The organism is Shewanella sp. SM73 (assembly GCF_025653795.1).
In the GTDB taxonomy this organism is placed as follows: Bacteria; Pseudomonadota; Gammaproteobacteria; order Enterobacterales; family Shewanellaceae; genus Shewanella; species Shewanella oncorhynchi.
Window position 1 is genome coordinate 18,734 of sequence record NZ_JAKKRY010000019.1, and the last position, 24,564, is coordinate 43,297.

Genomic DNA, 24,564 nt, shown 5'->3' on the forward strand with positions numbered 1-24,564 from the left:
ACACTAAATTTAAGCTGTCTTAGTTATCCCTAACTAAGTTAGAACATTAATGGATTGTCATACCATAGTGAGGAGTATACGCGTTAGAAGAATGACGCTCGAAATGCCCTCTACAGCGTGGTCATTCTACACTATGCCCCTTCTTTTTATGAAGCCATTTGCATTGTGCGGGTTAACGGAATGGGATCAAGTGCTGTGATTTACAGCACTTATTCGACATTGAGTAACAAATATCGCAGTGGCTATCTGATTGCGCAGACGCTTTAACTTACAGGTTAAAATGAAAAAAGGCGCACTGAGCGCCTTTTGGCATGAGCTTGATAACCTATTGCGACAATTGATTCTCGATTTTACGCAGCGCTACTTTCAACTTGCGAGTATTTTCTGGACCCATACGGATCAACAGTTTTTGTGCACTGGGTAGTGCCTCTAAGTTAGGGTCAACGAATTGATAGTTAACGCTAATTGAATTCAGCTCAATCGGATCTTCAATAATAGGTGCTGCGAGTAACATTTTAATCGCTTGCAGCATTCTGTCGTTAAATTTGGCGTTGCTGTAGCCGAGTTCGGTAAAGGCTTCCTCTAGGAGCGGCGTCAGTTGCTTGTAAGTTGTAATTAAGCTCTGTTCGTCCATTTTGGCAATCGAGTCAACATAGGCATCGTATCTGTGGAAACCCTCAGGATTTAAATACACTTTGTTGGTGATTTCTGAGACTGAGAACAGCTTCTCTGGTCCTTTAAGTGGGCTAACTTTACGGGTTAATTCACCCTGAGCTAGGTTATCCACGAATACCACAAATTGGCGGACGAGATCTTGCTGCACTAACGAAGAACTCAGCACATTGTTATTGATCATGGCGAGAGCTTTTTGTTGCACAAATGCATCACTTTCAGCCAGCACAGGCACAGGTTCTACGACAACTTCAGGCTCTGCCACTGCAGTGGTTTCAGTGCTATTAGTGTTCGTTTCTGTAACGGCAGGCGTCGTCTCAGTGGTTTCAGGCTCTGGCTCACTTTCGAGCGTCATAGGTTCAGATGGCGGTGTTTCAGGCAATACAATAGGGGCGTTAGGAATGAGTTTAGGTGAGTCAGAATCACCGCTGTAGTAATAATATCCTCCGGCAGAAAGTAGCACGACGAGCACTATCGCAAAAAGCGCAAAGCGATTGCTGCTAGAAGAAGTCTCTTGAGGTGTTATTCTATCATCTTGATTAACTTGCATTTTACATCCTTCGCTTGAGTGTCAAGGTAACTTGGTGAATACATGCAGCTAACATTAAAGTGCAAGAGCGGGCTATTTGAAGGCCGCAGGTTCATTTTGCAAGTTTCCATGCGCTTGTCTATAGCGCTTAGCTGAACATAAACAATTTATTTCGAGTAAAGGCAGATGTTACGCCTCGTTCTTTACCCTTTAATATTTACGGCCTAAGCCTGCACATAGTGCTGTCTGTGCCCGAGCCAACGTAAAATAATTGCATCGACTTTTTCGGGAGCTTGCGCCATTACATGGCTCGCTAATTTCTGAATGTGTGGGATCAAAGCTTGATCGCGCACCAGATCGGCAATTTTGAGCTCAGCCAGTCCCGTCTGCTTAGTGCCAAGCACTTCACCCGGGCCACGAATTTCTAAATCTTTCTGCGCTATGATGAAACCATCATTGCTTTGTCTGAGTACACTCAGTCTTTGGGTGGCGGTATGGCTCAACGGCGCCTTGTAGAGTAACACACAATGGCTTGCGATGGCGCCTCGACCGACTCGTCCGCGCAGTTGATGCAGCTGTGCTAGACCTAAACGTTCAGGGTTTTCAATGATCATCAGGCTGGCATTAGGCACGTCGACGCCCACTTCAATCACGGTTGTCGCTACCAGTAGATGAATAATGCCTGCCTTAAAGTCGGCCATGATTTGCTGTTTCTCGGCGCTCTTCAACCTGCCATGCACTAGGCCAATATTGAGCTCGGGCAGGGCGAGGCGCAGTTCTTCGGCTGTGTCTTCGGCGGCTTGGCATTCGAGCACTTCGGATTCTTCAATCAGAGTACACACCCAATAGGCCTGACGTTGGTCGCTGATGACGGCGTTACGCACCCGTTCAAGCACTTCGTTACGGCGTAAATCAGCAATCGCCACAGTGGTCACTGGAGTTCGCCCCGGCGGCAGTTCATCGATAATGGACGTGTCGAGATCTGCATAGGCCGTCATTGCCAGCGTGCGGGGAATAGGTGTGGCTGTCATGATCAATTGATGCGGGTGGAAACCTTGGCTCACGCCCTTTTCCCGCAGGCCTAAGCGTTGGTGTACGCCGAATCTGTGTTGCTCATCTATGATAATTAACGCAAGTTTGTTAAAGACCACATGCTGCTGGAAGATGGCATGGGTACCAATCACCATCTGGGCGGCGCCGGATTCAATATCCGCAAGGGATTGCGCTCTGACCTTGCCTTTAAGTTTTCCCGCCAGCCAACCGACCTTAAGCCCGAGTGGCTCAAACCAAGCGGCAAAGTTAGTCGCATGCTGCTCGGCCAATAGCTCGGTTGGCGCCATCATGGCAACTTGATAACCGTTTTCAATCGCTTGCAATGCCGCCATCGCCGCGACTAAGGTTTTACCTGAGCCAACATCCCCTTGCACTAAGCGCATCATAGGGTGCGGCTGTTCTAAATCTTTGCCTATATCAGCCACGACTCTTTGCTGGGCGCCAGTCGGCTTAAAGGGCAAAGCCGCGAGGAAGGGATTGAGCAACTGCCCCGTGGCCTGCATGGTAACCGCTGCATCTAAATTACTGCGCTGCCTTAGGCGTAGCATGCTGAGATTATGGGCGAGCAACTCTTCCTGCACGAGTCGCTGCTGGGCTGGGTGTTGGCCTAACTCTAAATCGAACTGAGAGATCCCCGCAGGAGGTCGATGCAGCGTCTGCAGCGCTTGTTTAAGGCTGATGTTATTAGGTTGCAACTGCGGTGGCAGCAGCTCAGTTAAACCGCCCTCTTCCAGCAATACCAAAGCTTGCTCGGTCAGCTTGAGCCAACTCGCTTGTTTTAAGCCCTCAGTCGTGGGATAAATCGGCGTTAGGGTATCACTCAGGTGAACATCTTCACCGGGATACACCACTTTATATTCTGGATGCACTATCTCAGCTTGATGACTACCACGGCGCACTTCACCGTAGGCGCGGATCATCAAACCATTTTGCATGGCATTACGCTGAGCAACGGAAAAGTTAAAGAAGCGCAGGCTTAAGCTGCCCGTATCGTCGCGCACATTGCAGACCAGCATGCGCTTGCGGCCTTGGATGATTTGTGTCGATTGGATTTCAGCTTCTATAGTGCCATAACCGCCTAGGCTGAGGGCGGCAATGGGATAGATTTGGGTTCTATCTTCGTAGCGCAGGGGTAAGTGAAACAGCAGATCTTGTACTGTTGTGATGCCGAGCTTTGCGAGTTTCTCCGCGACCTTTTTGGCGACGCCTTTGAGGTCGGTGATCGGAACAAGATCCAATTGCTGCAAGTCGTTAGCACTCAATCACTGTGAATTTATACATATATTAACAGAGAATAAGCGTAAGGCAATCTCAAGGGGAATTAGGGTGTTATCAAATTTTGTTTGGAAGCATAGCTAATATCCTTCTGTGGCCTTAAGACCACAAAATTGTTGATAAGATATCGTTAGGCTGAAAGCGTGGTTAACTGTGAGTGTTATTACAACCAGCCTTTTTGCTTGGCAATGCGGGCTGCATCGATTCGATTACTGGCATTGAGTTTGGCTATGGCTTCTGAGAGGTAGTTGCGAACAGTCCCTTCGGCGATAAAAAGAGTTTCGGCGATGTCGGAGGTGGATTTGCCTTCGCTAGCGAGGCGAAGAGCGCGGCGTTCTTTGTCGTTGAGCGGGTCGACATCGCCAATCGCCATCATGGCAAGTTCAGGATCGATCACTCGTTTTCCCGCCATCACTTGTTGAATCGCGTTGACTAAGGTTTCCGAGGGCGCATCTTTAAGCAGAAAGCCGCCCACACCCGCTTCTATGGCACGTTTAATATAGCCCGTACGGCCGAAGGTGGTAATGACCACTATTTTGGTTTGGCTATGTTGCTCCTTTAACCATGTGGCCAGCTCTAAGCCTGTGCGGCCGGGCATTTCGATATCCGTTAGCAAGAGATCAAAGCTTTGCTGTTTGAGTAAACTTAGAGCTTCGTCGCCGTCACTCGCTTGGGTGATACTAAAACCCCCAGCAAGCGTGAGGAGTGCGGCGAGTGCTCCTCGCACCATAGCTTGATCTTCCGCCAATAAAATCTTCATTAATGTGTTGCTCCCTGCAAAGGTAAACTGACGGTAAATGTATATCCCTGTTCGAGATTATAGCTCAAGCTGCCGCCTAAACTGTCGAGGCGCTCGCGTATACCTGTGAGGCCATTACCCTCTATAAAAGGTTTGGCCGCGGCATTGTCTTTGACTTCGAGCAGCAGGCGGTCTGATTGCTTAGAAAAGTGGATAGAGCATTCACTTGCACCGCTATGGCGAAGAATATTATTAATGAGTTCGGTGAGGATCAAACTCAGTTGGCTTTCTGTGGTTGCACCTAGCTTGGGTAGCTCACCACTGAGCTCGACACTTAAGCCTTTATCCCTTAAGGATTTACAAAGCTGCGTCACGCAACTCTCTAGGCCCTTGTGTTTGTAGTCTGACACGGTGTGGCGGATCTGGCTTAAACTTTCCCTCGCAATTTGTCCTAGCTCAGTCAATTGGGTTGATGCGAGTTCATATTCTTGTTTTGCGATTAGCTTTTCGGCTAGCTCAGCCTTAAGGGCGATGGAAGATAGGCTATGCCCCATAATGTCGTGTAGATCCCGCGCGATACGTTCACGCTCAAGCATAGTGGCCAAGGTGGTAATTTCTTGGGCACTTTGCTGTTCTTTCAATTTATGCCGATAACGTCTGCGTTCGGCGACACCAAACATGCCCACGCCGAGCACTAATCCCGAGCCGTAAAGCGGAAAGTAGTAACTGTTAAAGTGGTAAATCTCATTGAGGGCAAACAGCAGGCCGATGAGGGCTGCAATAGCCAACAGACAGGTCCGGAGAGGATAAAAAAAGCCAATGAAGAAAGCGGCAAAGGTAAATAGCGAGATAGAGCCTGGGTTGATTGGTGTGATCGCTATTGCTATGGCCACCATAATGAGAATGGGCAGATAGGCGCTACGGCTATTGCACTTATAGGTCCAAAAATAACTGGCAATAAAAGGGATTAACACGGCAAAACTGAGGGCGATTTTCCAGCTTGGATAGGGATTTATGGCAAGTGGGATCAGATAAAACACTAAGTTTATCAAATACACCCAAGCAAGTTTTCGTTCGAGCTGAAGGGGAGTGCTTATCATGATGCCTCTGTGTCACTGAGTTGGTTGTTGAATGCCCACCGATGGCATCTGTTTTAATTTATTCTTTTTAGGGATTGGCGCTATCGTCAGCGCCATAGATCCCCGTTAACAACTTTGTCTATTTTGCACTTAATTGCTGATTTTGTTGAAGCAAAAATTTTGCCCAACCATAATCTGCTTGTACTTTGATCGCTTGTTGCCAATCTTCAATCGCGCCTTGGCTATCGCCTAATTCCTGTTTAGCGAGCCCGCGCCACGTGTAGGCTTCGGCTTCACCCCAGCAAATGTTGTCGCAAGGCTGGGCGAATCTTTCTATGGCCGTAGTGGCTAAGGTCTTAGCATTTTGCATGCTGCCGCCAAATATGGCTGGGGTGTTATAGGCGGCGATGGCTTTAACAAGCGCTACCCGTGGATTTTGTGGTTCTAATTGTTCGGCACTGGTAATCGCCTTGGCGGATTTCATACCGAGCGTTGCACCTTTGCTATTGTCTAAGGCGATTTGCATGCCATAAACCGACGATAACAGCGCGAGGGATTCTGCATTCGCTTGGCTGGTTTCGAGTGCTTCTAATGTGGTTTGCGCTGTAGTCAGTGCGATGCTAGCGAGCGTTTTCTGCCCCATTACATTGGCACTGATGGCTAAGCGATAGTTCGCATAGGCTTTATCATAATCTTGAGTGCTGCCGCTCAGTTGTTGTAATTGCGTTAGATTCATCGCATTCGAGGCTGCATCTACGTTGGTGATGTTAGTGTTTGATGACGTTGCTGCAAACGAGTGAGTACTGATAAGTACAAAGCTGGAGGCGAGGAGTAATGCTTTCATGGTATTTCCTTATTGAGTGAGTTTCCCAATGTTTGGGTACGGGCTCATTATCAGAAATTCGATAGAAGAAATGCAGATACAAAGGTCATGGCTTTGGCATGACAAATGTCATCAGTTGAGTTGTGTGCTTATATTTTTTATGAGGTGTGCTTTAAAGAAAGTGCTTGATTAATAAAGGGGACAATACCTAGAGAGCAAAACACCGGAGAGGCTCCGGTGTTTTTTATCGCAAATGAGCAGCTAAGTGTTATACCACAGCTTGAGTGCTCGCTTGGTTTATTAGGTAGCCCAAGTAACCTAAGTAGCACAGTAGTAATACTGAACCTTCGCGGCGGCCAATACGAAATCCTGTCCAAGCGAAAGGTAAAATCATGATGGCAAATGCCAACATCACGATGAAATCAAAGGGTTGGAAGCCAAGTGATGATACTGGCTGTACTATTGCAGTAATACCTAAAATACCCAAAATATTGAATATGTTAGAACCGACAACGTTACCTATGGCTATGTCACTCTGACCTTTCAGTGCCGCTAGAACAGAAGTTACTAACTCTGGCATACTGGTACCAATCGCCACGATCGTTAAGCCGATAATGACTTCACTGATACCGAAGGTCTTGGCTAAATCTACTGCGCCGTTGACAAACAAAATACCGCCACCGACTAACATACCAATACCGACTAAGATAAATAGGGCTGAAAGTAGGGGATTATTTGGACCAGCTTCAATCTCTTCCTCTTCATTACCATTTTTCGAGCTGATGTAACTAAAGGCTAAATAACCGAACAGTAGTGACAGTAATATCACACCGTCAATTAGGCTGAGCTCGCCATCTAACAAGAGTGCCCAGAACAACATAGAAGCCAATATCATCAAAGGGATATCACGCTTTACGACTTGAGATTGCACTTGAATTGGGCGGATAAGTGCCGTGATGGCTAAAATCAAACCTATGTTGGCAATGTTAGAGCCAATAACGTTACCTAAGGCGATACCGCTGTTTCCTGCTAGAGCAGACTTTACACTCACAGCCAGTTCTGGTGCGCTAGTACCAAAGGCTACAATAGTTAAGCCTATGATAAGTGGCGTAATACCTAAACGTAGAGCGATAGAACTCGCGCCACGAACTAGGGCTTCAGCGCCTAAGGTTAAAATAATAAAACCGCCAATAATCGATAGTGTAATTAGCATCGTTAGACTCTGTTAAACCTAATATTGAATGGAAAAGTACAAGGGAATTGCCCCTTGGCCGACTGGCGCACATGATACGTGGTTTTATCGGATTTTGACAGAATATGTCATAAAAAAGCACACCCTAGGCGTGCTTAGTTTTAGCTGATGACCATACTCGCCAACTGATTGTTTGGCCTAGTTATTTTTGAGTTAATTCATCTTCCCAGCGGACTTGGGCGCCACGAATGCCGTCAACTCGTTCGCTAAAGGCTTTTTCAAGCACATGGCGTTTGATTTTGAGGGTAGGCGTGAGCGCATCATTCTCAATCGTCCAAGGATCACTGACCACGACAATCGCATCGACATGTTCGTGTGACTCTAAGTGCGGATTAACGCTATCGAGTGTCGCTTTGAGTGAGGTGCGGACTTCTTCACGGGCTTGTAGATTGGCTCCTTCGGATAACTGCACTAGTGCGACGGGATGTGGCAGACCAGAGCCAATCACGCAGATCAGTTCAACATGGGGATCCTGTGCCAGTTTACGTTCGATAGGCACGGGCGCTACATATTTACCCTTGGCGGTTTTAAAGTTGTCTTTCACTCGGCCAGTAATAGTGACACAACCATCGGCATCAATTGAGCAGAGATCGCCTGTGTGGAAGAAACCATCAGCATCGAATGCCGCTGCAGTAGCTTCAGGCTGCAGATAATAAGCTGTCATTAATCCCGGACTCTTGAGCAGTAGCTCACCATCCTCGCCTTGGCGGATCTGGCAATCCTCAACTGGGCGGCCAACAGTACCAATTTTACGCGCATCAAAAGGATAGTTGATGATCGAATAGGCACAGTTTTCTGTCATACCCCAAGCTTCGCAGATATTAAGACCAATACTGTGATACCAGTGGATCAGTGATGGTGGAATTGGCGCCGAGCCAGAGCCGAGTAGACGACAATGGTTCAAGCCTAAACCCTTATGGATTTTGTATTTCACAAAGCTGCTAAGCAGTGGGATTTTCAGCAATAGATTAAGTTTACTGACCCCAATTTTGTCGATAATGTTTTTTTGAAACAGGCTCCATAACCGTGGTACTGAGAAGAATACCGTTGGTTTTGCCCGTTGAACATCGACAACGAAGGAGTCGAGACTTTCAACGAAAGCCACCACACTACCTGAGTAGAAGGATGAGCCTTCAATCGCAACGCGCTCTGTGATGTGGGCTAAGGGTAAATAGGATAACAGTCTATCGTCGCCATCGGTGCGCAGGTCACGGACGACCGCTTGGCAAGTCCAGCCATAGCTGGCGAAGGTTTGAATCGCGCCCTTAGGTTGGCCAGTCGAGCCAGAGGTATAGATGAGCGTCATCACTTGATCTGGAGTAGGCAGCGGGGCGTTAACTAAGGGGTAGCCTAGCTTAAGCAATTGTTCCCATTGATATTGTGCTGGCATCGTATCATAGGGCATGGCAAGGCGTAGTAGCTCGCCGCCGACACCAGCCTCTTGGTCTGCCCAATGGTCAAGTTTGCCGAGAAAAATGGCTTTTGCGCCACTGTGTTGCAGCACATAGCGAATAGTATCTGTGTTGGCGGTAGGATAAATAGGTACGCTGACATAACCGCCGTGCATCAACGCGAGGTCGGTGATAAACCATTCGGCACAGTTTTTAGAGAGAACGGCAATTTTATCACCACGCTCTAAGCCTAAGTGATGTAAGGCACCGGCAAGTTGTTGAACTTTTTCTTGAACTTCAGCCCAAGTAAAATCAAGGAATTGACCCTTGATCGGTTGGCGTAAATAGACTTGGTCCCCCTGAGTCTTAGCCCAGTGCGCCAGCATTTCAATTGGCGTCTTAATCGCTGTATCCATTGGCAATTCCCTGTTATTTATTGTTCTTTTGGCTGTACCCAGTATGGCGAGTTTTGTGAGCTCGCGCAAATAGTTTACAAGATTGTAAAATATGAGAATGGAGCGCAAAGCCTACAAGTTGAGTGTTATACCAATCGTATTAAATATCTGTTCATTCAGCGGGAGTTCAACGCGCTTTAGACAAGGCGAAGGCTTGAAGGCATAGTGGTGCTCTGCCGAAAGCCTTAAACGCAGTATAAAGCACGTTGCCATGTAGTGAACATCAGCCGCCCTTCGGGAGCCACACAGGCATCCCACTCCGGTGTTGCATTGACTTAAAAGGGAATGACCATTTCTGCGTCAATGCGCCTTGGATTGAAATGCCTGTGAGGCTCTGAACTGATTAGATATTTAATGTGATTGGTATGAAAGCAAGATGAAGAGAGTGGCAAGTAGGGTGTAGGATTGTGGTGGTAACGAAAAGGCGCCGTAGCGCCTTTTCGTTTATAGAAGGTGAAATGCTAGCGCTTACAGCTCCATCACGCCGTCCATTTCAACTTGAGAATCCTTCGGCAATTGCTTCACGCCGATAGCAGCACGGGCTGGGTATGGCTGGCTGAAGTAACGGCTCATGATTTCATTCACTTTAGCGAAGTGGCTTAAATCAATCAGGAAGATGTTGAGCTTAACGATATCGTTGATTGAACCGCCCGCAGCAGTACAAACTGCCGTCAGGTTTTTAAATACTTGCACGACTTGTGCTTCAAAATCATCGCTGACAATTTGCATTGTGCTTGGCACGAGCGGGATCTGGCCAGATAAATACACTGTGCTGCCGACTTTAACCGCTTGTGAATACGTGCCTATGGCCGCTGGGGCGTTTTCGGTCGCTATGATGATTTTTTCTGCCATGACGCTCTCTCTAGTGTTGAGTTAATTAACGATTACGGGACGTGCGCAGTACTTCGGGCAGTACCCTAATTCGGCGCATCACGTTGGCTAAATGGATCCTGTCTTTCACCGAAATCCGCAGGTTGATCAAATACACGCGACCATCACGTTCTTCAGTGCTGAGGTTGTGAATGTTTGAACCTTCGGCGGCAATGATCGAGGTGATCTTCGCCAGTGCACCTTGGTGGTTAACAATTTCCACCCGCAGATTGGCTTGGTAATCAACGCCTTCAACATTATCCCATTGTACGGGAATATACTTGTCTGGCTCGCCTTGATAACCACGAATATTGGCGCAGTTTTCCATGTGTACCACTAAGCCCTTACCTTGGCTCACGTGGGCAATCACGGCATCACCAGGAATTGGGCGGCAACAGTTGGCGAAGGTAACGAGCATGCCTTCTGCGCCACGAATTGGCATAATGTGGCCGTCGCGACTCTCTTGATTCTCAAGATTATCGCCAATCAAACGCTGGGCGATAACGATGCTCATGGCATTGCCAAGGCCAATGTCGGCGAGCAGCGAATCGAGCGTCGTATGTTTAGTATCGCGGATCACTTTTTCAATCTGCTCAGGCGCAATGCTGTCGAGTTTGGTTTTGCCTAGCGCATGGTTGAGCAGGCGGCGACCGAGTGCAATCGCATCATCACCTTTAAGGCTTTTCAGCACTTGGCGGATTTTAGCGCGGGCCTTACCGGTTACCACAAAGTTCAGCCAAGCGGCATTAGGACGGGCGCCTTTGGCGGTAATGATTTCAACTGTTTGGCCTGAAATTAACGGCTGGCTAAGCGGATACGCTTGGCGGTTAACACGGGCGCCGACGCAAGTATTACCTACGTCTGTATGCACTTCGTAGGCAAAGTCTACCGCGGTGGCATTGACGGGTAATTCCAGAATGCGACCTTCAGGGGTGAACACATAAATCTCTTCAGGGAAGAGTTCAGTCTTCACGTTTTCAACGAATTCGAATGAGGTGCTAGCGCTTTGTTGTAGCTCCAACAAGCTTTGCATCCACTTACGGGCACGTACTTGAGTCGTCGTGCCTTGGCCTGTTTGTGCTCCGCCTTTGTAGGCCCAATGTGCGGCGACCCCTTTGTCGGCCATCTGATCCATATCTTCGGTACGAATTTGGATCTCAACGGGCACGCCGTGTGGACCAAATAAAGAGGTATGGAGAGACTGATAACCGTTGGCTTTGGGGATAGCGATATAATCTTTGAAACGACCGGGACGAGGTTTGTACAGTCCGTGCATGGCACCGAGTACGCGATAACAAGTGTCGATGGAATCGACTATCACCCTAAAGGCGTAGATATCCATGACTTCTTGGAATTGCAGCTCTTTACTCTGCATCTTGTTATAGATGGAGTAGAGGTTTTTCTCGCGACCTTTGACTTTTCCCGGAATACCCGCATCGTTTAAGCGCGTATACACAGCGGCTTCAATGCCTTGGATCAATTCTTTGCGATTGCCACGGGCGGCTTTAACGACTTCTTTAAGCACCCGATATCGCATGGGATAATAAGCTTGGAAACCTAAGTCTTCTAACTCTGTCTTGATGTTATGGATACCGAGACGGTTAGCGATAGGTGCGTAGATCTCTAAGGTTTCGCGGGCGATACGGCGACGTTTGTCGGGACGCAGTGCGCCTAAGGTACGCATGTTGTGGGTTCTATCGGCAAGCTTGATGAGGATAACGCGGATATCCTGCGTCATCGCCATCATCATTTTACGAAAGTTTTCAGCCTGAGCTTCTTTCTTGTCGCGAAATTTAAGCTTATCGAGTTTTGACACGCCTTCGACGAGTTCGGCCACCGCGACACCGAATAGTTCGGCTAAATCGTCTTTGGTGACATGAGTATCTTCGATAGTGTCGTGGAGCAGTGCTGCCATCAGCGTCTCATGATCAAGACGCATGTCAGCAAGGATGCGGGCAACCGCAACCGGATGAGTAATATAAGGTTCGCCACTCGTGCGCATTTGCCCTTCGTGGGCATCGCGCGCAATCTGGTACGCCTGCTTGAGCAATTCTACCTGTTCAGGTTCTAAGTAACCGGAAGCAGACTCCTTTAGACCTTCAAACAGATACAAGTGGCAGCTCTCCTTTTACCTAAATAGGTTTTTACTCAAAAACTATAATGAACGACCTTCAGCAATGGCTGCAACCGCTGCAATTTCAGCGGCTTCACGTTCACGCACCGTTTGACGCTCATCGGCATCTAAGGTGTGAGCATTAACTAAACCTAGTTCGATTTCACGCAGGGCGATAACCGTGGGTTTGTCGTTCATCTCTTCAACCATAGGGTCTTTACCCTGCACGGCGATTTGGCGAGCACGACGCGCCGCAACCAAGATCATATCAAAACGGTTGCCGATTTGTTCTACGGCGTCTTCTACAGTTACGCGAGCCATGTGTTGAAACTCCAGTTTATCTAGGGAAAAAATGACGCAAAATTGTACACTATGACAGCTATCCTGCCAACAGATCGTGAAGCATATCATTTTGCGCGTGGATCTGACTAGCACCTGTTAAGCGCTGACTGCGAATGATGGCACGCAAATCGGCTAAGGCAGTGTCAAAATCGTCGTTGACGATAATAAAATCATATTCTTTATAGTGGGACATTTCCGATACGGCTTGTGCCATACGGCTGGCGATAACATCGCTACTGTCTTGTCCGCGACCTGTGAGGCGGCGCTCTAGCTCGGCTTTAGAGGGTGGTAGAATAAACACACCAACGGCCTCTGGCATCACGGCTTTAACTTGTTCGGCACCTTGCCAGTCGATATCGAGGAAAACATCGATACCTTGGGTGAGCGTATGCTCGATCACATGGCGCGAGGTACCATAATAATTGCCGAACACTTCTGCCCATTCAAAAAAGGCATTTTCAGCAATTAAGGCTTTGAATTGCTCAACATTAACGAAGTGATAGTGTTGACCATCAACTTCACCTGGGCGTGGTGCGCGGGTGGTATGAGATACTGAAACCTGCATGTCGGCTGGCTTGTCTTTAAGCAAGGCTGAAATCAACGAGGATTTACCTGCGCCACTTGGCGCCGACACAATAAATAAATTTCCGCGTGCGGTCATGAGCTAAATATCCAATGGGTTAACGCAAGAAGGGCCCAGAAAGCCGAGTATTATACCGATTTTGACCATAGAAATACTAGGGCTTGTTGGCTGGCAATTTAAGCCTATTTTAGATTTACTTCGATATTATGTGCATTTTTATCCGACTTGGGTCGTAGGCACTGACAATTGCGGGTAAATTGGTTACGCTCGTGCGAATAAGGCAATGAGTGTCTTTTTGTATCTCGTTTTTACAACAATAAAGGAAGGGTCGTGCTGTTAAAATCTCTTTTCTGCCTTCACGGGCGTGATTCTCGTCCCCGTTTTGTCGCAATCAGTGTTGGCGTTTATGTCTGTATTGCATTTGCAGCCGCTGCTTTTGGGGCTAATTTTCTGATGTATTTGCTGGCATTGTTGGGTCTACCTTTATTAGGGCTCACCAGTTTGCGTCGTTTGGCCGATGCCGATAAGTCAAAAGGCTTGATTGGCGTATTTCTATTGCCGTTAATAATTTTCATCGGCCTGTTAGCGGCCGGTGTGCATATTGTCTTAATTGTATTGAGTTTAGTGTTAGCCGCGGGACTGACATTTTGGGGCTGGCGCTTTCCTGCACCAACGATAGTGGATTATCGCTACGGTTATTTCGGTCCTGAGCTGGATGCACCAACATCACAGGCAATGCCTAGGCGCCGTGTGGAACCGACTATCGTTCCTAAAACCATCGCACCTAAAACCATAGATCCTAAAATCGTAGATCCTAAAACTATAGACCCTAAAGCCATGGCATCTAAAACTGCCATAGATCCTAACATCATTGACCCTAAACCTATTGTTGCTCAAGACGTTGCCGTAAGACAATCGGCAAAATCTACCTCTCATATTCAAGCACAACCTCAAGCTGAAAGGCATGAGCCGCATGTTGATCAGCTTCATGCCCAAACCATTAGTGCTGAGACTGTGTCTGAGCCAGAGGTCGATTTGTCTACCCATGTTGAATCTGTTTTAACATCGCCGAGGGTTGAGCCGAGTGTTAGCGCGGCGGAGGCAGAGCGAGAGGCGTTGCGTCAAGATGAGCTGCGCTTTGATGCGTTAACTCGAATGACGCAGAATCCTGCCGATTTTGTGATACCAGACAGCCATGCAGATTTCCGTCCTGCTAATACTAGCCGCGTTGAACAGACCCACATTGAGTTGGTCGATGTCGATGTGGACAATGTTGATTTGAAACATGTCGACTTTACTGCGGCGCAATTAGATCCTGCCGAGCGTAGTGCTGAACCCGGTTGGCGTTTTACCGCCGAAGAAGATGACGAGCCTGACAGCTTTAACGATAGAGATCATGCCGAAGAAGTGCGTCAGCGCCGCGCCGAAGCAAAAGATTCTGGTTCGATGACTGAGCTATTTCGCGGTTTATTTGAGTTTTTGGCGCCACTAAAGCGTTTCTTGGTGTTGCCTAAGATTAAACTGCCGAAAGTGGAACGCCGTTATTGGCGCCCAGCAGGAATTGGCTGTGGCGTGGTGCTCTTGATTGCCTTGGTGTGGGGCCTTTGGCCAAATGGCGACGCAGAAACGGGTGATGGTGCAGAAGTTGTCACAGTTAACGCGATTGCGCCCTATGCGGGTGAGCGGGTGACGCTCGCGTTACCGGACGGTTTTTCTGTGGCGCTGGAGGATGACATCTTGATCATGCGTTGGCTCGGTGAGAAAGGTAAAGCACAAAACCTGTGGTCCTTAGCGACGGCAAAGGGAGATAAAACTTGCAGCGTCTTATCCTTTAACAATGGCACTGACTATCGCCCTGTGACTGTGGATCTGAAAGCGGATTCCGCTTCAGAGGCACGATTCTCGCCACTCGATACTCAGGCCATCATTATTGATCTCGCCCGTCGAGGTAATATTAGCCTGTGTGGTTATAAGTTCAGTCTTAAGGGCAGCCAAGCGATATTGGAACAAAATCGCACCTTTGGCGATTATATTGCTCGTTAAAAAAGTCTGCAGCTAAGTCGATAAAAATTCTGCTTAAATGCTAGTCACAATTAGAGGGGTAGATTACACTTTTGCTCCTCTTTTTCTCAAACCGTACTTTAGGTTGTTTAGGTCGCTGCGGTTTGGGGGAACACCTTTAAATTTGAACTGAATATATCAATCCAGCATGAATACAGAATTGACCTTAGTCATTATGGCTGCGGGGCTAGGTAGTCGTTTCGGCGGCGATAAGCAATTGGCGGCACTCGGCCCCGCGGGTGAACCCATGTTGGTGCTATCAATCATGTCGGCCATTCGCAGTGGTTTTCAGCGTGCTGTGCTGGTGATCCGCCCAGAATTAGAAAGTGAATTAACTGAGATCCTGACACGATTTTTGCCAGCCGATTTTGAATATCATTTTTGCTATCAAGTCTTAACGGATTTACCCGAAGCGGCGCAGTTGGCGGATCTTAGCCACAGGCTTAAACCTTGGGGGACGGCCCATGCACTCTGGAGTGCGCGCCATCTTGTTAAAGAGCCAATGGCCGTTATCAATGCCGATGATTTTTATGGTGATAGCGCTTTTGCTTCCTTAGCCAAAGGCTTAAGCACTAGGCCAACCGAGTGGATGATGGTGGCCTATCCCATAGAACTCACATTGTCGGAACACGGTGGTGTTAACCGTGGTTTGTGTCAGGTTGAAAATGGTCAGCTTAAATCGGTCGCCGAATGGCTTAATATCGCCGAGCAAGCAGGCCACTTAATGGGTGATGGCCCGCAGGGTCATGCTAATTTGCCGGCGCAGTCCTTGGTCTCTATGACATGCTGGGGCTTCTCCCCAAACATATTTGATGTTATTAAACGTGAATTAACCGAATTTATCGGGCAACAGGGTCAACAACCTAAGTCTGAATGCTATTTACCCGCCATAGTACAAGTGGGAATTGAGCAAGGTTTGCCTGTCTATGTCGATGTTGCCTGTGAGCCATGGCTTGGCGTGACTTATCCGCAGGACACTGTCTGGGTAAAACAAAAATTAACGGAGTTATTGAGTGATTAAACTCATCAGGCAGTCAGTGTTGCCTCATTTTGGTATTGAATCTGCCGAGGCGAAAATTTCTGCCCTCGGTAATGGCCACATCAATGACACCCTTTTAGTGCGCTGGCCTGCGGGCGAATTGGTATTGCAGCGAATTAACACTGAGGTATTTAAAACACCCAACGCTTTGGTCTGCAATGCCTATAAAATTAGCCATCATTTATGCGCTAAGTCATTACAGCAACAATACGGCCTTAAAGTCGTTAGCCCATGTTTAACCCAAGAGGGTGAGCTGGCTATCGATTTAGGCGAGCAAGGATTTTGGCGTGCGATCAGTTACTTGCCCCATAGTCTCAGCATTGAAGTGGTTAAGTCGGAACAAGAAGCGGAAATGGCGGCCAAGGCCTTTGGGCATTTTGCCTCTGCCTTAAGTGATTTTGATGCGACAGAGCTTGAAGATGTGATCCCTCAATTTCACCATTTACCGGGACGCATGGCCTTACTAAAGCAGGCCGCTGAACTCGATAGTCAACATCGCTTAGCGCTCTGCCGTCATTGGGTCGATTACGCGTTATCTCAGCAGGCTTTGCTAGATGAACTTGCAGAAATATCACCAAAGCTGCCGCTACGAATTTGTCATAACGACACTAAAATCAATAACATGCTTTTTGATAAACGTGACATGTCCAGCATGGCGATTATCGATTTAGATACCTGCATGAAAGGTCATCTTATGTATGACTTTGGCGACATGGTCCGTACTTTCTGCTCGCCAGAGGAGGAAGACTCTACGGCCTTGGATAAAGTCCAAGTGCGCCAAGATATCTTCGCCGCGATTTGCCGTGGCTACTTGAGCGAGTTGGGTGACGTTTTAACGGAAGACGAAAAGCGCAGTCTGTGGCTCGGTGCTCGGGTGATTTGTTTGATGATAGGTGTGCGTTTTTTAACGGATTATCTTAACGGTGATGTGTATTTCCACATCCACCGCGAAGGCCATAATTTAGACCGCGCGGCCAACCAGTTTACCTTGTACCAAAGCTTGCTCGACCAAGAGACTGTGCTTAAAGCTAATTTCTAATTCAGCGCTTGGATATCTGTGTATTGGTATCTGTGTACTGATCCAATGTTAAAGCGTGTAGTCGAAAAATTTACGGCTTTGTGGGCCTGCGCTATTGGTGTTGACCTTGTTGGGGTGTTTATATTCGCCCCAACTTGCCACGTTGCGGCCCACGTTAAGTTTAGGGAAACTCAGTGGCTCGCTTAAACCTAATGTAACATCGCTATTCTCCGCGTTTGCTTCCATTCCCAAAAATTGCAGTAACTGACTCAAGCTCCCCGCATGGCTAACATCAATTGAAATAAAGTCTTCCCGCCCACTAAAGTAAGCGAACACTTCTTGCTGATGCTTTTGATAACAAGCAATTAAGTGCTCACTGCTGGCAGGTTCCGCCACTTTATCTATGGCGAAAGTATGCCTAAAACTGCGCTTTAATATTGGATGGAAGCGGCCTGTTTTTTCATCCAAATGGGGCGCCATTTTACCAAGTAACATCTGCATCGAAGGCAACCAAGTATTGATATCGCGGTCGAGATAGACAAACACAGCCTCGGGAAATAATAAATCCAACTGCTGATAATCGCTGAAACAAGGCGTGTCAGACACTGCATCGGCCAGCATAAACGCCTGCTTAGTAAAGGCCATGTGCGCCACTTTTAGCCCTTGCTCCAACAGCGCCACACTCACACTCGTGGTGCCCGTACGTGGCAAACCTATGATAAAGACCTTCTGCTTTTTTACCTTTATCTGTTCGTTACTGAGCGCATTCGACTGGACTGGATACATTGCATCTGGCGTAGCAATCTGTGAATTACCAGTAGGTTGAACATTGCCGATACGCTGTGCATTAGCAGTACATTGTACGTGAGTAGAGGTTGGTGAATTGTTGGCGTTATCAGGCATAGGTTAGGCTCAGAATGTGTGTCAGCGGTGCGGTAAAGCCGTAGGTTATCACCTCGGCGTTTCACATTGGCGTGTCAAATCAGCGGCGGCATTATATCTCAGCGCGAAGGCTTTGTCGGTGGCTATACATATTTGTCGGTGGCTATACATAAAAGTCACGCGCAACGCCAATGCACCACAGTAAAGGCGCCACTAAGTTGTATGATAGCTGCACTGTAGCTGCACAATAATAGCAAGTGGCTGACCGCAAGGCTTAGAAACGAGCTCCCGGATTACCAACAAGGCTCATTTCCCTGTATTGCATAGCCATGTTGGTATTGATGAGGCGATTATTAGTGCTATTCGACTCATAAAGTGAGGCGAATAGGTTTGTTAATCGCCTCATTATGTGAGTAGAATAGGCTTGTTATTTGACTCATGGGGTAGATATGTGGATTTGGCAGCAAGCCGATTGGCCTAAGTTTCATTGGAACACCAGCAGCATTGATGCCTTGCTGCGTCAGGTCTATTTCAATCAGGGCCAGTTGCTTGGCAAGCAAATGCTAAGTCACGACGATAGCTTATTAACTTCAGACGCTGCACTCGACACCTTACTCGCTAACATTATCCATTCCAGTGCGATCGAAGGTGAAAAGCTCAATGCGGCTTCGGTACGCTCATCCTTAGCTAAAAAACTCGGTGTGACTGAAGATAAACCGTATCCGACAACAGCACAAACCGATGGTTTGGCTGACATTATGCTCGATGCCTTAAAAAATTTAGATACAGAGTTAACCCTTGAGCGGATATTAGGTTGGCATAAACAGTTATTTCCCCAGGGTTATACGCTGTTTAACCCTGTTATTGGCGGAGCGCTGCGTGGCGATACACCTATGCAGGTTGTCTCTGGCCGCATTGATAAACCAACAGTACATTTTGAGGCACCCTCTAGAGTGTCATTGGATGCTGAACTCTCGCAGTTTATCGAATGGTTTAATGCATCACGGCAAGCGCAGGTTTTAGATCCGCTTATCCGCGCGGCGATAACTCACCTTTGGTTTGTGACGCTGCATCCGCTTGATGATGGCAATGGGCGCATCACTCGCCTATTGACCGATTTGGCCTTGGCACAAGCGGAAAAACGCTCGATTCGTTTTTACGCTATGTCGGTCAGTATTCTTGCCCGTCGCCAAAGCTACTATGATATTTTAGAGTCCACTCAAAGGGGCGATGTAGATATTACTCCTTGGTTAGTCTGGTTTTTTGAAACCCTCAATGATTGCTTACTCAATGCGATGGCAGATGTGAGTAGAACGCTGTCGAAAACTCAGTATTGGCAAAGTGTCGACCAATCTTTATTGAATCAAGAGCAAGCCAAAGTACTCAATCGCATGTTAGACGGCGATTTTGAACTAGAGATTAATAGTAGCCAGTATCAAAAAGTCGCTAAGGTGAGTCGCGCCACCGCCACCCGTCATCTTGCGCAAATGGTTGAACAGCACTTTTTAGTTAAAGCCGACGCCGGTGGCCGAAGTACCAGATACTTATTGCCACTCAGTATGAAACGATAAAGGTTAGGTATGTTATCAAGCACTTGCATTCCAGTGACTCGGTGAATAGAAACCTAGGGTTTCTAAGTTTATGAACGAGAGCCATGGAAGGCGAACAGGCAGTTAAATAGGGAATGTTCAAGTCCCAGGATGCTCAACCGTGACGTCCTGTCACGGATGGTCACTTCCATGTTAGTGCCTAATCCTGCTAGCCTTCGCGCATATCTGTTAGCCAGTAGAACCAATCGCTTAATAGAAATTTGAGATAGATACTGGCTCAAAGCCGACGTCGGCGGCCGAAGTACAAGGTACTTATTGCCGAGTGGTTGGTAAGTAGATTGCGGAATTTGCCGTCTAAATGTAATCAGCGGCAACAATCATTTTGCATTTTGTGAGTGATTACCCTGTGCGATGTTATGTCCAAATCATTAAGTGCTAGGCATTTAATGTGACTCATAGTCCGTAGACGTATTGTCTACAAGTAAAGATCATCATGAAAACTCTTCAAAGGATTATTCATGGAAGATCATTTGCTTACCTCATTCGGTACTCATCTAAAAAGTTTGCGACTTGAGAGATCTTTTTCTCAGGAGCAGCTTGCATTAAAAGCTGACATGGACAGAACCTATGTCAGCGGCATTGAACGTGGGCAACGCAATGTTAGTTTGATTAATCTTTTTAAGCTTGCCAGTGCTTTAGATATTCCGGCGAAACAACTTCTTGATTTTACCGTTGAGGGATCATTATGACTCAACGAGCATTTTATTCGGCGAGTTTTAAAGATTTTCTATCTGCTGAGCCCGATGCGATTACCGGGCAGATATCACGTTTCCATACTCAGCATTTATTGCATGCACAAACTCGTGCTTGGTGTGCTGAAATTGAAGTTCTCAAACGCTCCTTGGCCGAGAGCGTTGAGCGAGAAGGGCATATTTTCATTGAGTTTATGATCCCACGAATGGGACGACGTGCGGATGTCGTCATGATATTTAAAGGAATTGTTTTTATTGTAGAGTTTAAAGTTGGCGCAAAAGTATTTACCGCTGCAGATATGAGGCAAACTCATGGATATGCCTTAGATTTAAAGAACTTTCATCGCGGTAGTCATGATAAATATCTAGTCCCTCTGCTTGTCGCCACCAAAGCGACGAGCCAATCGAAAGATCCAGTATTCGCAGGCGATAATGTTGCTTCTACCTTGTGTATTTCACCCGGTGAATTGTTTTCAAGAATGCGCCTAATTGCTGAGCGGTTGAATCAACCTACTTTTGATTCAAACTTGTGGGCTGATTCTGGTTATTTGCCAACACCAACTATTATCGAAGCGGCGCAAGCGCTATATGCGCAGCATAAAGTCGAAGATATTGCTCGTAGTGAAGCCGACACTCAAAATCTTGGACAAACGAGCCAGCAATTACTTCAGTTGATTCACAATGCTCGGATCAATAAGCGAAAAATCATTTGTTTCGTTACCGGCGTTCCGGGTGCGGGCAAAACCCTTGTAGGGCTTAATATTGCGAGTGCGCATTCTAATGCTGACGAAAAGGAATATGCCGTATTTTTAAGCGGAAATGGCCCTTTAGTCTCTGTTTTGCAAGAAGCTCTGGCGCGAGATAGACGTGATCGCACTAAAGAGAAAATTGGCGATTGTCGACGACATACTGAGCAATTTATTCAGAATATCCATAAGTTTAGGGATGACTCGCTTACATCGAACAAACCCCCAGTAGAGCAAGTAGCTATCTTTGACGAAGCTCAGCGTGCTTGGAATGTTGAGCAGACTAGCAAATTCATGCAGACCAAGCGTAATCAAGCTGGATTCAATAAGTCTGAGCCAGAATATCTTATCGAAGTGATGGACCGCCATGAAGATTGGGCTGTAATTATTGCGTTGATCGGCGGTGGACAAGAAATCAACACCGGCGAGGTTGGGCTTTTTGGATGGTTGGATGCACTTGGCAACCGATTTACTCACTGGGATGCTTATTATTCTACGGATTTACTTAATGGTGAGTATGTGTCTACGGGTTTAACGACTCGCGACTTTTCAAAAGGTACTTTGTTACCTTGTTTACATTTGGCGACATCGATGCGTTCATTTCGAGCCGAAAAGTTGTCAAATTTTATCCACCATTTAGTTAATGGTAACAGTGGCATGGCTTTGAATGTTATGGCGACTTTTAAGCAAAAATATACAATTAAAGTTACCCGAGACTTAAAGGCTGCTAAATGTTGGATAAAATCTCAAGTGCGTGGGACTGAAACAATGGGAATGCTAGCCTCGTCAAATGGTATTCGATTAAAAGCTGAAGGCATTTTCGTTAAAAACAAAATTGAGCATAAAGATTGGTTTTTGGGGCCGATAGAGGATATTCGTTCTTCACATTTTCTTGAAGATGTCGCCACAGAGTTTGATGTTCAAGGGCTTGAGCTTGATTGGTGTTTGGTTGCTTGGGAGGCTGATTTTAGATTCGGTCATGCAGGTTTTGAGCATATGCAGTTTCGAGGCTCAAGCTGGGAACAACGACAACGGGAAGAAAAATGCAGGTATCTTGAAAATGCCTATCGAGTCTTACTGACGCGAGCGAGGCAAGGAATGGTGATTTTCGTCCCTAAAGGCGATGAGTTAGATATTACTAGAAAACCGGCTTTTTATGATTCGACTTATCAATTTCTAAAAGCGTGTGGAATCGAAGAGATTTGAACTTTTGAGTGAGACACGAACTAACTTTATTATCCTATTTGCAATATCAACTTTACCCATTGGATAGATAGAGTTGCTCCGCTTTTACAGGTATCGAGCATATCTCTCATTCAACATATGGGTAAAGTAGGGATGTAATTCTTAGTCGCTTACAAGCTGAAACTTATCTGAACTCGCCAGCTTCTCCATCAAAAACTCAATCAATACACTCACCTTAGTCGGCAAATGTTTTCGCTGTGGATAAACTGCATAAATGCCATGTTCGGGGAGGGGATGATCTGTGAGCAAGGCTTGTAGGCGGCCAGCTTGTAAGTCGGCGTCGACCATGAAACGCGGCAGGTTGGCTATGCCTAAACCATCGAGTGTGGCTTGGTGGATAGCATCACTATTGTTGACTTGATAGTTACCGTTCGGCTGGATACGAGTGGGGCCCTGCGGGCTTAAGAAGGTCCATTCAACACCATCACGAAAATATTAGTAGAACAAACAGTTATGTTGGCTTAATTGCTGCGGCGTTTGTGTTGCAGCGTGGCGAGCAAGATATTCGGGTGAGGCGCAAATGACACTTAAACAAGGGGCGATTTTACGGGCAATAAGGCTTGAATCTGGTAGCTCGCCTATACGAATTACCAGATCGAATCCGCCAGCAATTAAATCGGTTGTCTTATCATCCATCTGCATTTGCAGCTGTATTTTCGGGTAACGGCGCAGAAACTCGGGGATTAAAGGGGCGATATGCAAGCGGCCAAATACCATAGGAACTGCGATGCGAAGATTGCCCTGAGGCGCTTGTTGTAGCTCAGAAATGGCGTCTAACCCTTCCTCTGCGAGTTTAACGGCAGGACGAACATAGTCAAAATAGCGGGCGCCCGCTTCGGTAAGACTTAAGCTGCGAGTGGTACGGTGCAAAAGTTGAATACCCAGACTTTGTTCTAATAGGGTAATGCGTTTACTCACCGCCGATTTACTCAGTCCAAGCTTTTGACTTGCAAGCGAAAAGCTACCGCATTCCACGACCGTGACAAAGATAGGTAATGCCGAAAAGTGCTCCATGGTGTCCTTAGATTATCGCGTTCCCCTGCCATTATTGTTGATGATACCTCAACAGTCAGTTTTTATTATCGTGGTTATCATCGCCCTTGATGCAAGGTAGACTAATGCACTTGCTGATTGCGGGTGTCGACTGTGAAGCCTAGTTATTTTGGCGCTCATCGCTCATGTTTATCGCTTATCTTGATTACTGCTAGGTAGTTAGCCACAGTGTTGCCGCAATCGCCGATGTACCATTCTCGATGCCACTGAACGGCATGGGATGGGTCTTAGCTATTTTGTCAGAAAGAGAGTTCCTATGTCCTTGCCTTACCAATGGATTTTGTTCGATGCCGATGAAACCCTATTTTATTTCGATGCCTTAAAAGGGCTTAAATTGATGTTTAGTGAGTTTGGGGTCGATTTTACCCAAGCCGATTTTGATGAGTATCAGTTAGTTAACAAACCACTTTGGGTCGATTATCAAGATGGCAAGATAACTGCCGCTGAGTTGCAGACCATACGTTTCGAGCCTTGGGCTGCCAAATTATCTGTCACGGCGATGACGCTCAATAGTGCCTTTTTATCGGCAATGGCCGAAATTTGTTCGCCGCTACCCGGTGCCCGCGAGTTATTAGCCGCGCTCCAAGGTAAGGCTAAATTAGGCATCATCACTAACGGTTTCACTGAGCTACAAACCGTGCGATTAGAGCGTACAGGCTTACAGCATCATTTTGATATTTTAGTGATTTCAGAAAAAGTCGGCATAGCCAAACCTGATGTGGGCATCTTCGAACATGCTTTCGAACTCATGGGTCATCCTGAGCGCGATGCTGTGCTCATGGTCGGTGATAACCCGCATTCAGATATTCAAGGCGGTATCAATGCAGGTATTCATACTTGTTGGTATAACGTCCACGGCCACGGTGTACCCGCCGGTATCGCCCCGCACTATCAAGTGAGCTCGCACCAAGAGCTGCAAAAAATCCTGTTACCGTAAATAATTGTTCACTGAGTCTAGCTCAGCACTTCGCACTTGATATTAGTGACTCAAAGTGAGTGTTTTAACTGATACTCCCTCAGTGTCATAAAATACAAAAAGCCC

At 47.0% G+C, this 24,564-nt stretch carries 19 protein-coding genes and 1 pseudogene; 7 read left to right on the forward strand and 13 right to left on the reverse strand.

Going from position 1 to position 24,564, the window contains the following annotated elements; genetic code table 11:
* Positions 1 to 325: 325 nt before the first annotated feature.
* The 11 genes from L5M51_RS20095 to gmk form a co-directional block, all read right to left on the reverse strand.
* Positions 326 to 1,222 carry a DUF3014 domain-containing protein gene (locus tag L5M51_RS20095; RefSeq protein WP_173242771.1) on the reverse strand — a complete coding sequence of 299 codons (897 nt, stop codon included), beginning with the start codon at positions 1,220 to 1,222 and terminating at the stop codon, positions 326 to 328.
* Between the two features lie 203 nt (positions 1,223 to 1,425).
* Positions 1,426 to 3,501, reverse strand: coding sequence for an ATP-dependent DNA helicase RecG (recG, locus tag L5M51_RS20100; protein ID WP_263174370.1), 2,076 nt, complete (start codon positions 3,499 to 3,501; stop codon positions 1,426 to 1,428).
* Positions 3,502 to 3,692: 191 nt separating this feature from the next.
* Complete coding sequence (locus tag L5M51_RS20105) at positions 3,693 to 4,289, reverse strand: DNA-binding response regulator (protein WP_263174322.1); 597 nt, start codon at positions 4,287 to 4,289, stop codon at positions 3,693 to 3,695.
* A complete protein-coding gene (locus tag L5M51_RS20110; protein ID WP_263174325.1) occupies positions 4,289 to 5,368 on the reverse strand; it encodes a sensor histidine kinase in 1,080 nt (359 codons plus the stop codon). The genes L5M51_RS20105 and L5M51_RS20110 overlap by 1 nt, the downstream gene beginning before the upstream one ends.
* Positions 5,369 to 5,486: 118 nt before the next feature.
* Positions 5,487 to 6,191 carry a tetratricopeptide repeat protein gene (locus L5M51_RS20115; protein WP_263174328.1) on the reverse strand — a complete coding sequence of 235 codons (705 nt, stop codon included), beginning with the start codon at positions 6,189 to 6,191 and terminating at the stop codon, positions 5,487 to 5,489.
* Positions 6,192 to 6,438: 247 nt separating this feature from the next.
* Positions 6,439 to 7,383: a calcium/sodium antiporter gene (locus L5M51_RS20120; protein ID WP_105251158.1), complete on the reverse strand. Its 945-nt coding sequence runs from the start codon at positions 7,381 to 7,383 to the stop codon at positions 6,439 to 6,441.
* Between the two features lie 181 nt (positions 7,384 to 7,564).
* Positions 7,565 to 9,229, reverse strand: coding sequence for an AMP-binding protein (locus tag L5M51_RS20125; RefSeq protein WP_198572541.1), 1,665 nt, complete (start codon positions 9,227 to 9,229; stop codon positions 7,565 to 7,567).
* Between the two features lie 507 nt (positions 9,230 to 9,736).
* Positions 9,737 to 10,120: a RidA family protein gene (locus L5M51_RS20130; RefSeq protein WP_212600294.1), complete on the reverse strand. Its 384-nt coding sequence runs from the start codon at positions 10,118 to 10,120 to the stop codon at positions 9,737 to 9,739.
* Positions 10,121 to 10,145: 25 nt separating this feature from the next.
* A complete protein-coding gene (gene spoT / locus L5M51_RS20135; protein WP_263174331.1) occupies positions 10,146 to 12,251 on the reverse strand; it encodes a bifunctional GTP diphosphokinase/guanosine-3',5'-bis pyrophosphate 3'-pyrophosphohydrolase in 2,106 nt (701 codons plus the stop codon).
* A gap of 42 nt (positions 12,252 to 12,293) precedes the next feature.
* Positions 12,294 to 12,572 carry a DNA-directed RNA polymerase subunit omega gene (gene rpoZ, locus L5M51_RS20140; protein WP_007651394.1) on the reverse strand — a complete coding sequence of 93 codons (279 nt, stop codon included), beginning with the start codon at positions 12,570 to 12,572 and terminating at the stop codon, positions 12,294 to 12,296.
* Between the two features lie 58 nt (positions 12,573 to 12,630).
* Positions 12,631 to 13,254, reverse strand: a complete 624-nt coding sequence (gene gmk / locus L5M51_RS20145) for a guanylate kinase (RefSeq protein WP_105251162.1) — start codon at positions 13,252 to 13,254, stop codon at positions 12,631 to 12,633.
* Positions 13,255 to 13,506: 252 nt separating this feature from the next.
* Between gmk and L5M51_RS20150 the strand changes: the two genes are divergently transcribed.
* The 3 genes from L5M51_RS20150 to L5M51_RS20160 all read left to right on the forward strand — a co-directional run bounded on the left by L5M51_RS20150 (position 13,507) and on the right by L5M51_RS20160 (position 17,315).
* Positions 13,507 to 15,219: a hypothetical protein gene (locus tag L5M51_RS20150; RefSeq protein ID WP_263174333.1), complete on the forward strand. Its 1,713-nt coding sequence runs from the start codon at positions 13,507 to 13,509 to the stop codon at positions 15,217 to 15,219.
* Positions 15,220 to 15,385: 166 nt separating this feature from the next.
* A complete protein-coding gene (locus L5M51_RS20155; RefSeq protein ID WP_263174334.1) occupies positions 15,386 to 16,258 on the forward strand; it encodes an NTP transferase domain-containing protein in 873 nt (290 codons plus the stop codon).
* Complete coding sequence (locus tag L5M51_RS20160; RefSeq protein ID WP_263174335.1) at positions 16,251 to 17,315, forward strand: phosphotransferase enzyme family protein; 1,065 nt, start codon at positions 16,251 to 16,253, stop codon at positions 17,313 to 17,315. Before L5M51_RS20155 ends, L5M51_RS20160 begins: the two co-directional genes overlap by 8 nt.
* A 48-nt stretch (positions 17,316 to 17,363) precedes the next feature.
* Here the strand turns inward: L5M51_RS20160 and L5M51_RS20165 are convergent, their stop codons facing one another.
* Positions 17,364 to 18,197 (reverse strand): sulfotransferase, encoded by an 834-nt coding sequence (locus tag L5M51_RS20165; RefSeq protein WP_263174336.1) that lies wholly within the window; start codon positions 18,195 to 18,197, stop codon positions 17,364 to 17,366.
* Positions 18,198 to 18,625: 428 nt separating this feature from the next.
* Between L5M51_RS20165 and L5M51_RS20170 the strand changes: the two genes are divergently transcribed.
* From L5M51_RS20170 to L5M51_RS20180, 3 genes are all read left to right on the forward strand, one after another.
* Positions 18,626 to 19,747, forward strand: coding sequence for a Fic family protein (locus tag L5M51_RS20170; RefSeq protein WP_263174337.1), 1,122 nt, complete (start codon positions 18,626 to 18,628; stop codon positions 19,745 to 19,747).
* Positions 19,748 to 20,244: 497 nt separating this feature from the next.
* On the forward strand, positions 20,245 to 20,475 hold the full coding sequence (locus tag L5M51_RS20175; RefSeq protein ID WP_076497128.1) for a helix-turn-helix domain-containing protein: 231 nt from the start codon (positions 20,245 to 20,247) through the stop codon (positions 20,473 to 20,475).
* Entirely contained in the window at positions 20,472 to 22,430 is a 1,959-nt protein-coding gene (locus tag L5M51_RS20180; protein ID WP_263174338.1) for a DUF2075 domain-containing protein, read from the forward strand. Before L5M51_RS20175 ends, L5M51_RS20180 begins: the two co-directional genes overlap by 4 nt.
* A 141-nt stretch (positions 22,431 to 22,571) precedes the next feature.
* Here the strand turns inward: L5M51_RS20180 and L5M51_RS20185 are convergent.
* Positions 22,572 to 23,483: pseudogene (locus L5M51_RS20185) on the reverse strand (LysR substrate-binding domain-containing protein).
* A gap of 295 nt (positions 23,484 to 23,778) precedes the next feature.
* Between L5M51_RS20185 and yjjG the strand changes: the two are divergent.
* Positions 23,779 to 24,459, forward strand: a complete 681-nt coding sequence (yjjG, locus tag L5M51_RS20190; RefSeq protein WP_263174340.1) for a pyrimidine 5'-nucleotidase — start codon at positions 23,779 to 23,781, stop codon at positions 24,457 to 24,459.
* Positions 24,460 to 24,564: the final 105 nt, after the last annotated feature.

Coding starts and splice junctions, on each gene's coding strand:
- L5M51_RS20175 (WP_076497128.1), top strand. CDS start 20,245: ATGGAAGATCATTTGCTTACCTCATTCGGTACTCATCTAAAAAGTTTG.
- L5M51_RS20115 (WP_263174328.1), bottom strand. CDS start 6,191: ATGAAAGCATTACTCCTCGCCTCCAGCTTTGTACTTATCAGTACTCAC.
- gmk (WP_105251162.1), bottom strand. CDS start 13,254: ATGACCGCACGCGGAAATTTATTTATTGTGTCGGCGCCAAGTGGCGCA.
- yjjG (WP_263174340.1), top strand. CDS start 23,779: ATGTCCTTGCCTTACCAATGGATTTTGTTCGATGCCGATGAAACCCTA.
- L5M51_RS20180 (WP_263174338.1), top strand. CDS start 20,472: ATGACTCAACGAGCATTTTATTCGGCGAGTTTTAAAGATTTTCTATCT.
- L5M51_RS20125 (WP_198572541.1), bottom strand. CDS start 9,229: ATGGATACAGCGATTAAGACGCCAATTGAAATGCTGGCGCACTGGGCT.
- L5M51_RS20110 (WP_263174325.1), bottom strand. CDS start 5,368: ATGATAAGCACTCCCCTTCAGCTCGAACGAAAACTTGCTTGGGTGTAT.
- L5M51_RS20155 (WP_263174334.1), top strand. CDS start 15,386: ATGAATACAGAATTGACCTTAGTCATTATGGCTGCGGGGCTAGGTAGT.
- L5M51_RS20130 (WP_212600294.1), bottom strand. CDS start 10,120: ATGGCAGAAAAAATCATCATAGCGACCGAAAACGCCCCAGCGGCCATA.
- L5M51_RS20120 (WP_105251158.1), bottom strand. CDS start 7,383: ATGCTAATTACACTATCGATTATTGGCGGTTTTATTATTTTAACCTTA.
- L5M51_RS20165 (WP_263174336.1), bottom strand. CDS start 18,197: ATGCCTGATAACGCCAACAATTCACCAACCTCTACTCACGTACAATGT.
- L5M51_RS20095 (WP_173242771.1), bottom strand. CDS start 1,222: ATGCAAGTTAATCAAGATGATAGAATAACACCTCAAGAGACTTCTTCT.
- L5M51_RS20170 (WP_263174337.1), top strand. CDS start 18,626: ATGTGGATTTGGCAGCAAGCCGATTGGCCTAAGTTTCATTGGAACACC.
- rpoZ (WP_007651394.1), bottom strand. CDS start 12,572: ATGGCTCGCGTAACTGTAGAAGACGCCGTAGAACAAATCGGCAACCGT.
- L5M51_RS20105 (WP_263174322.1), bottom strand. CDS start 4,289: ATGAAGATTTTATTGGCGGAAGATCAAGCTATGGTGCGAGGAGCACTC.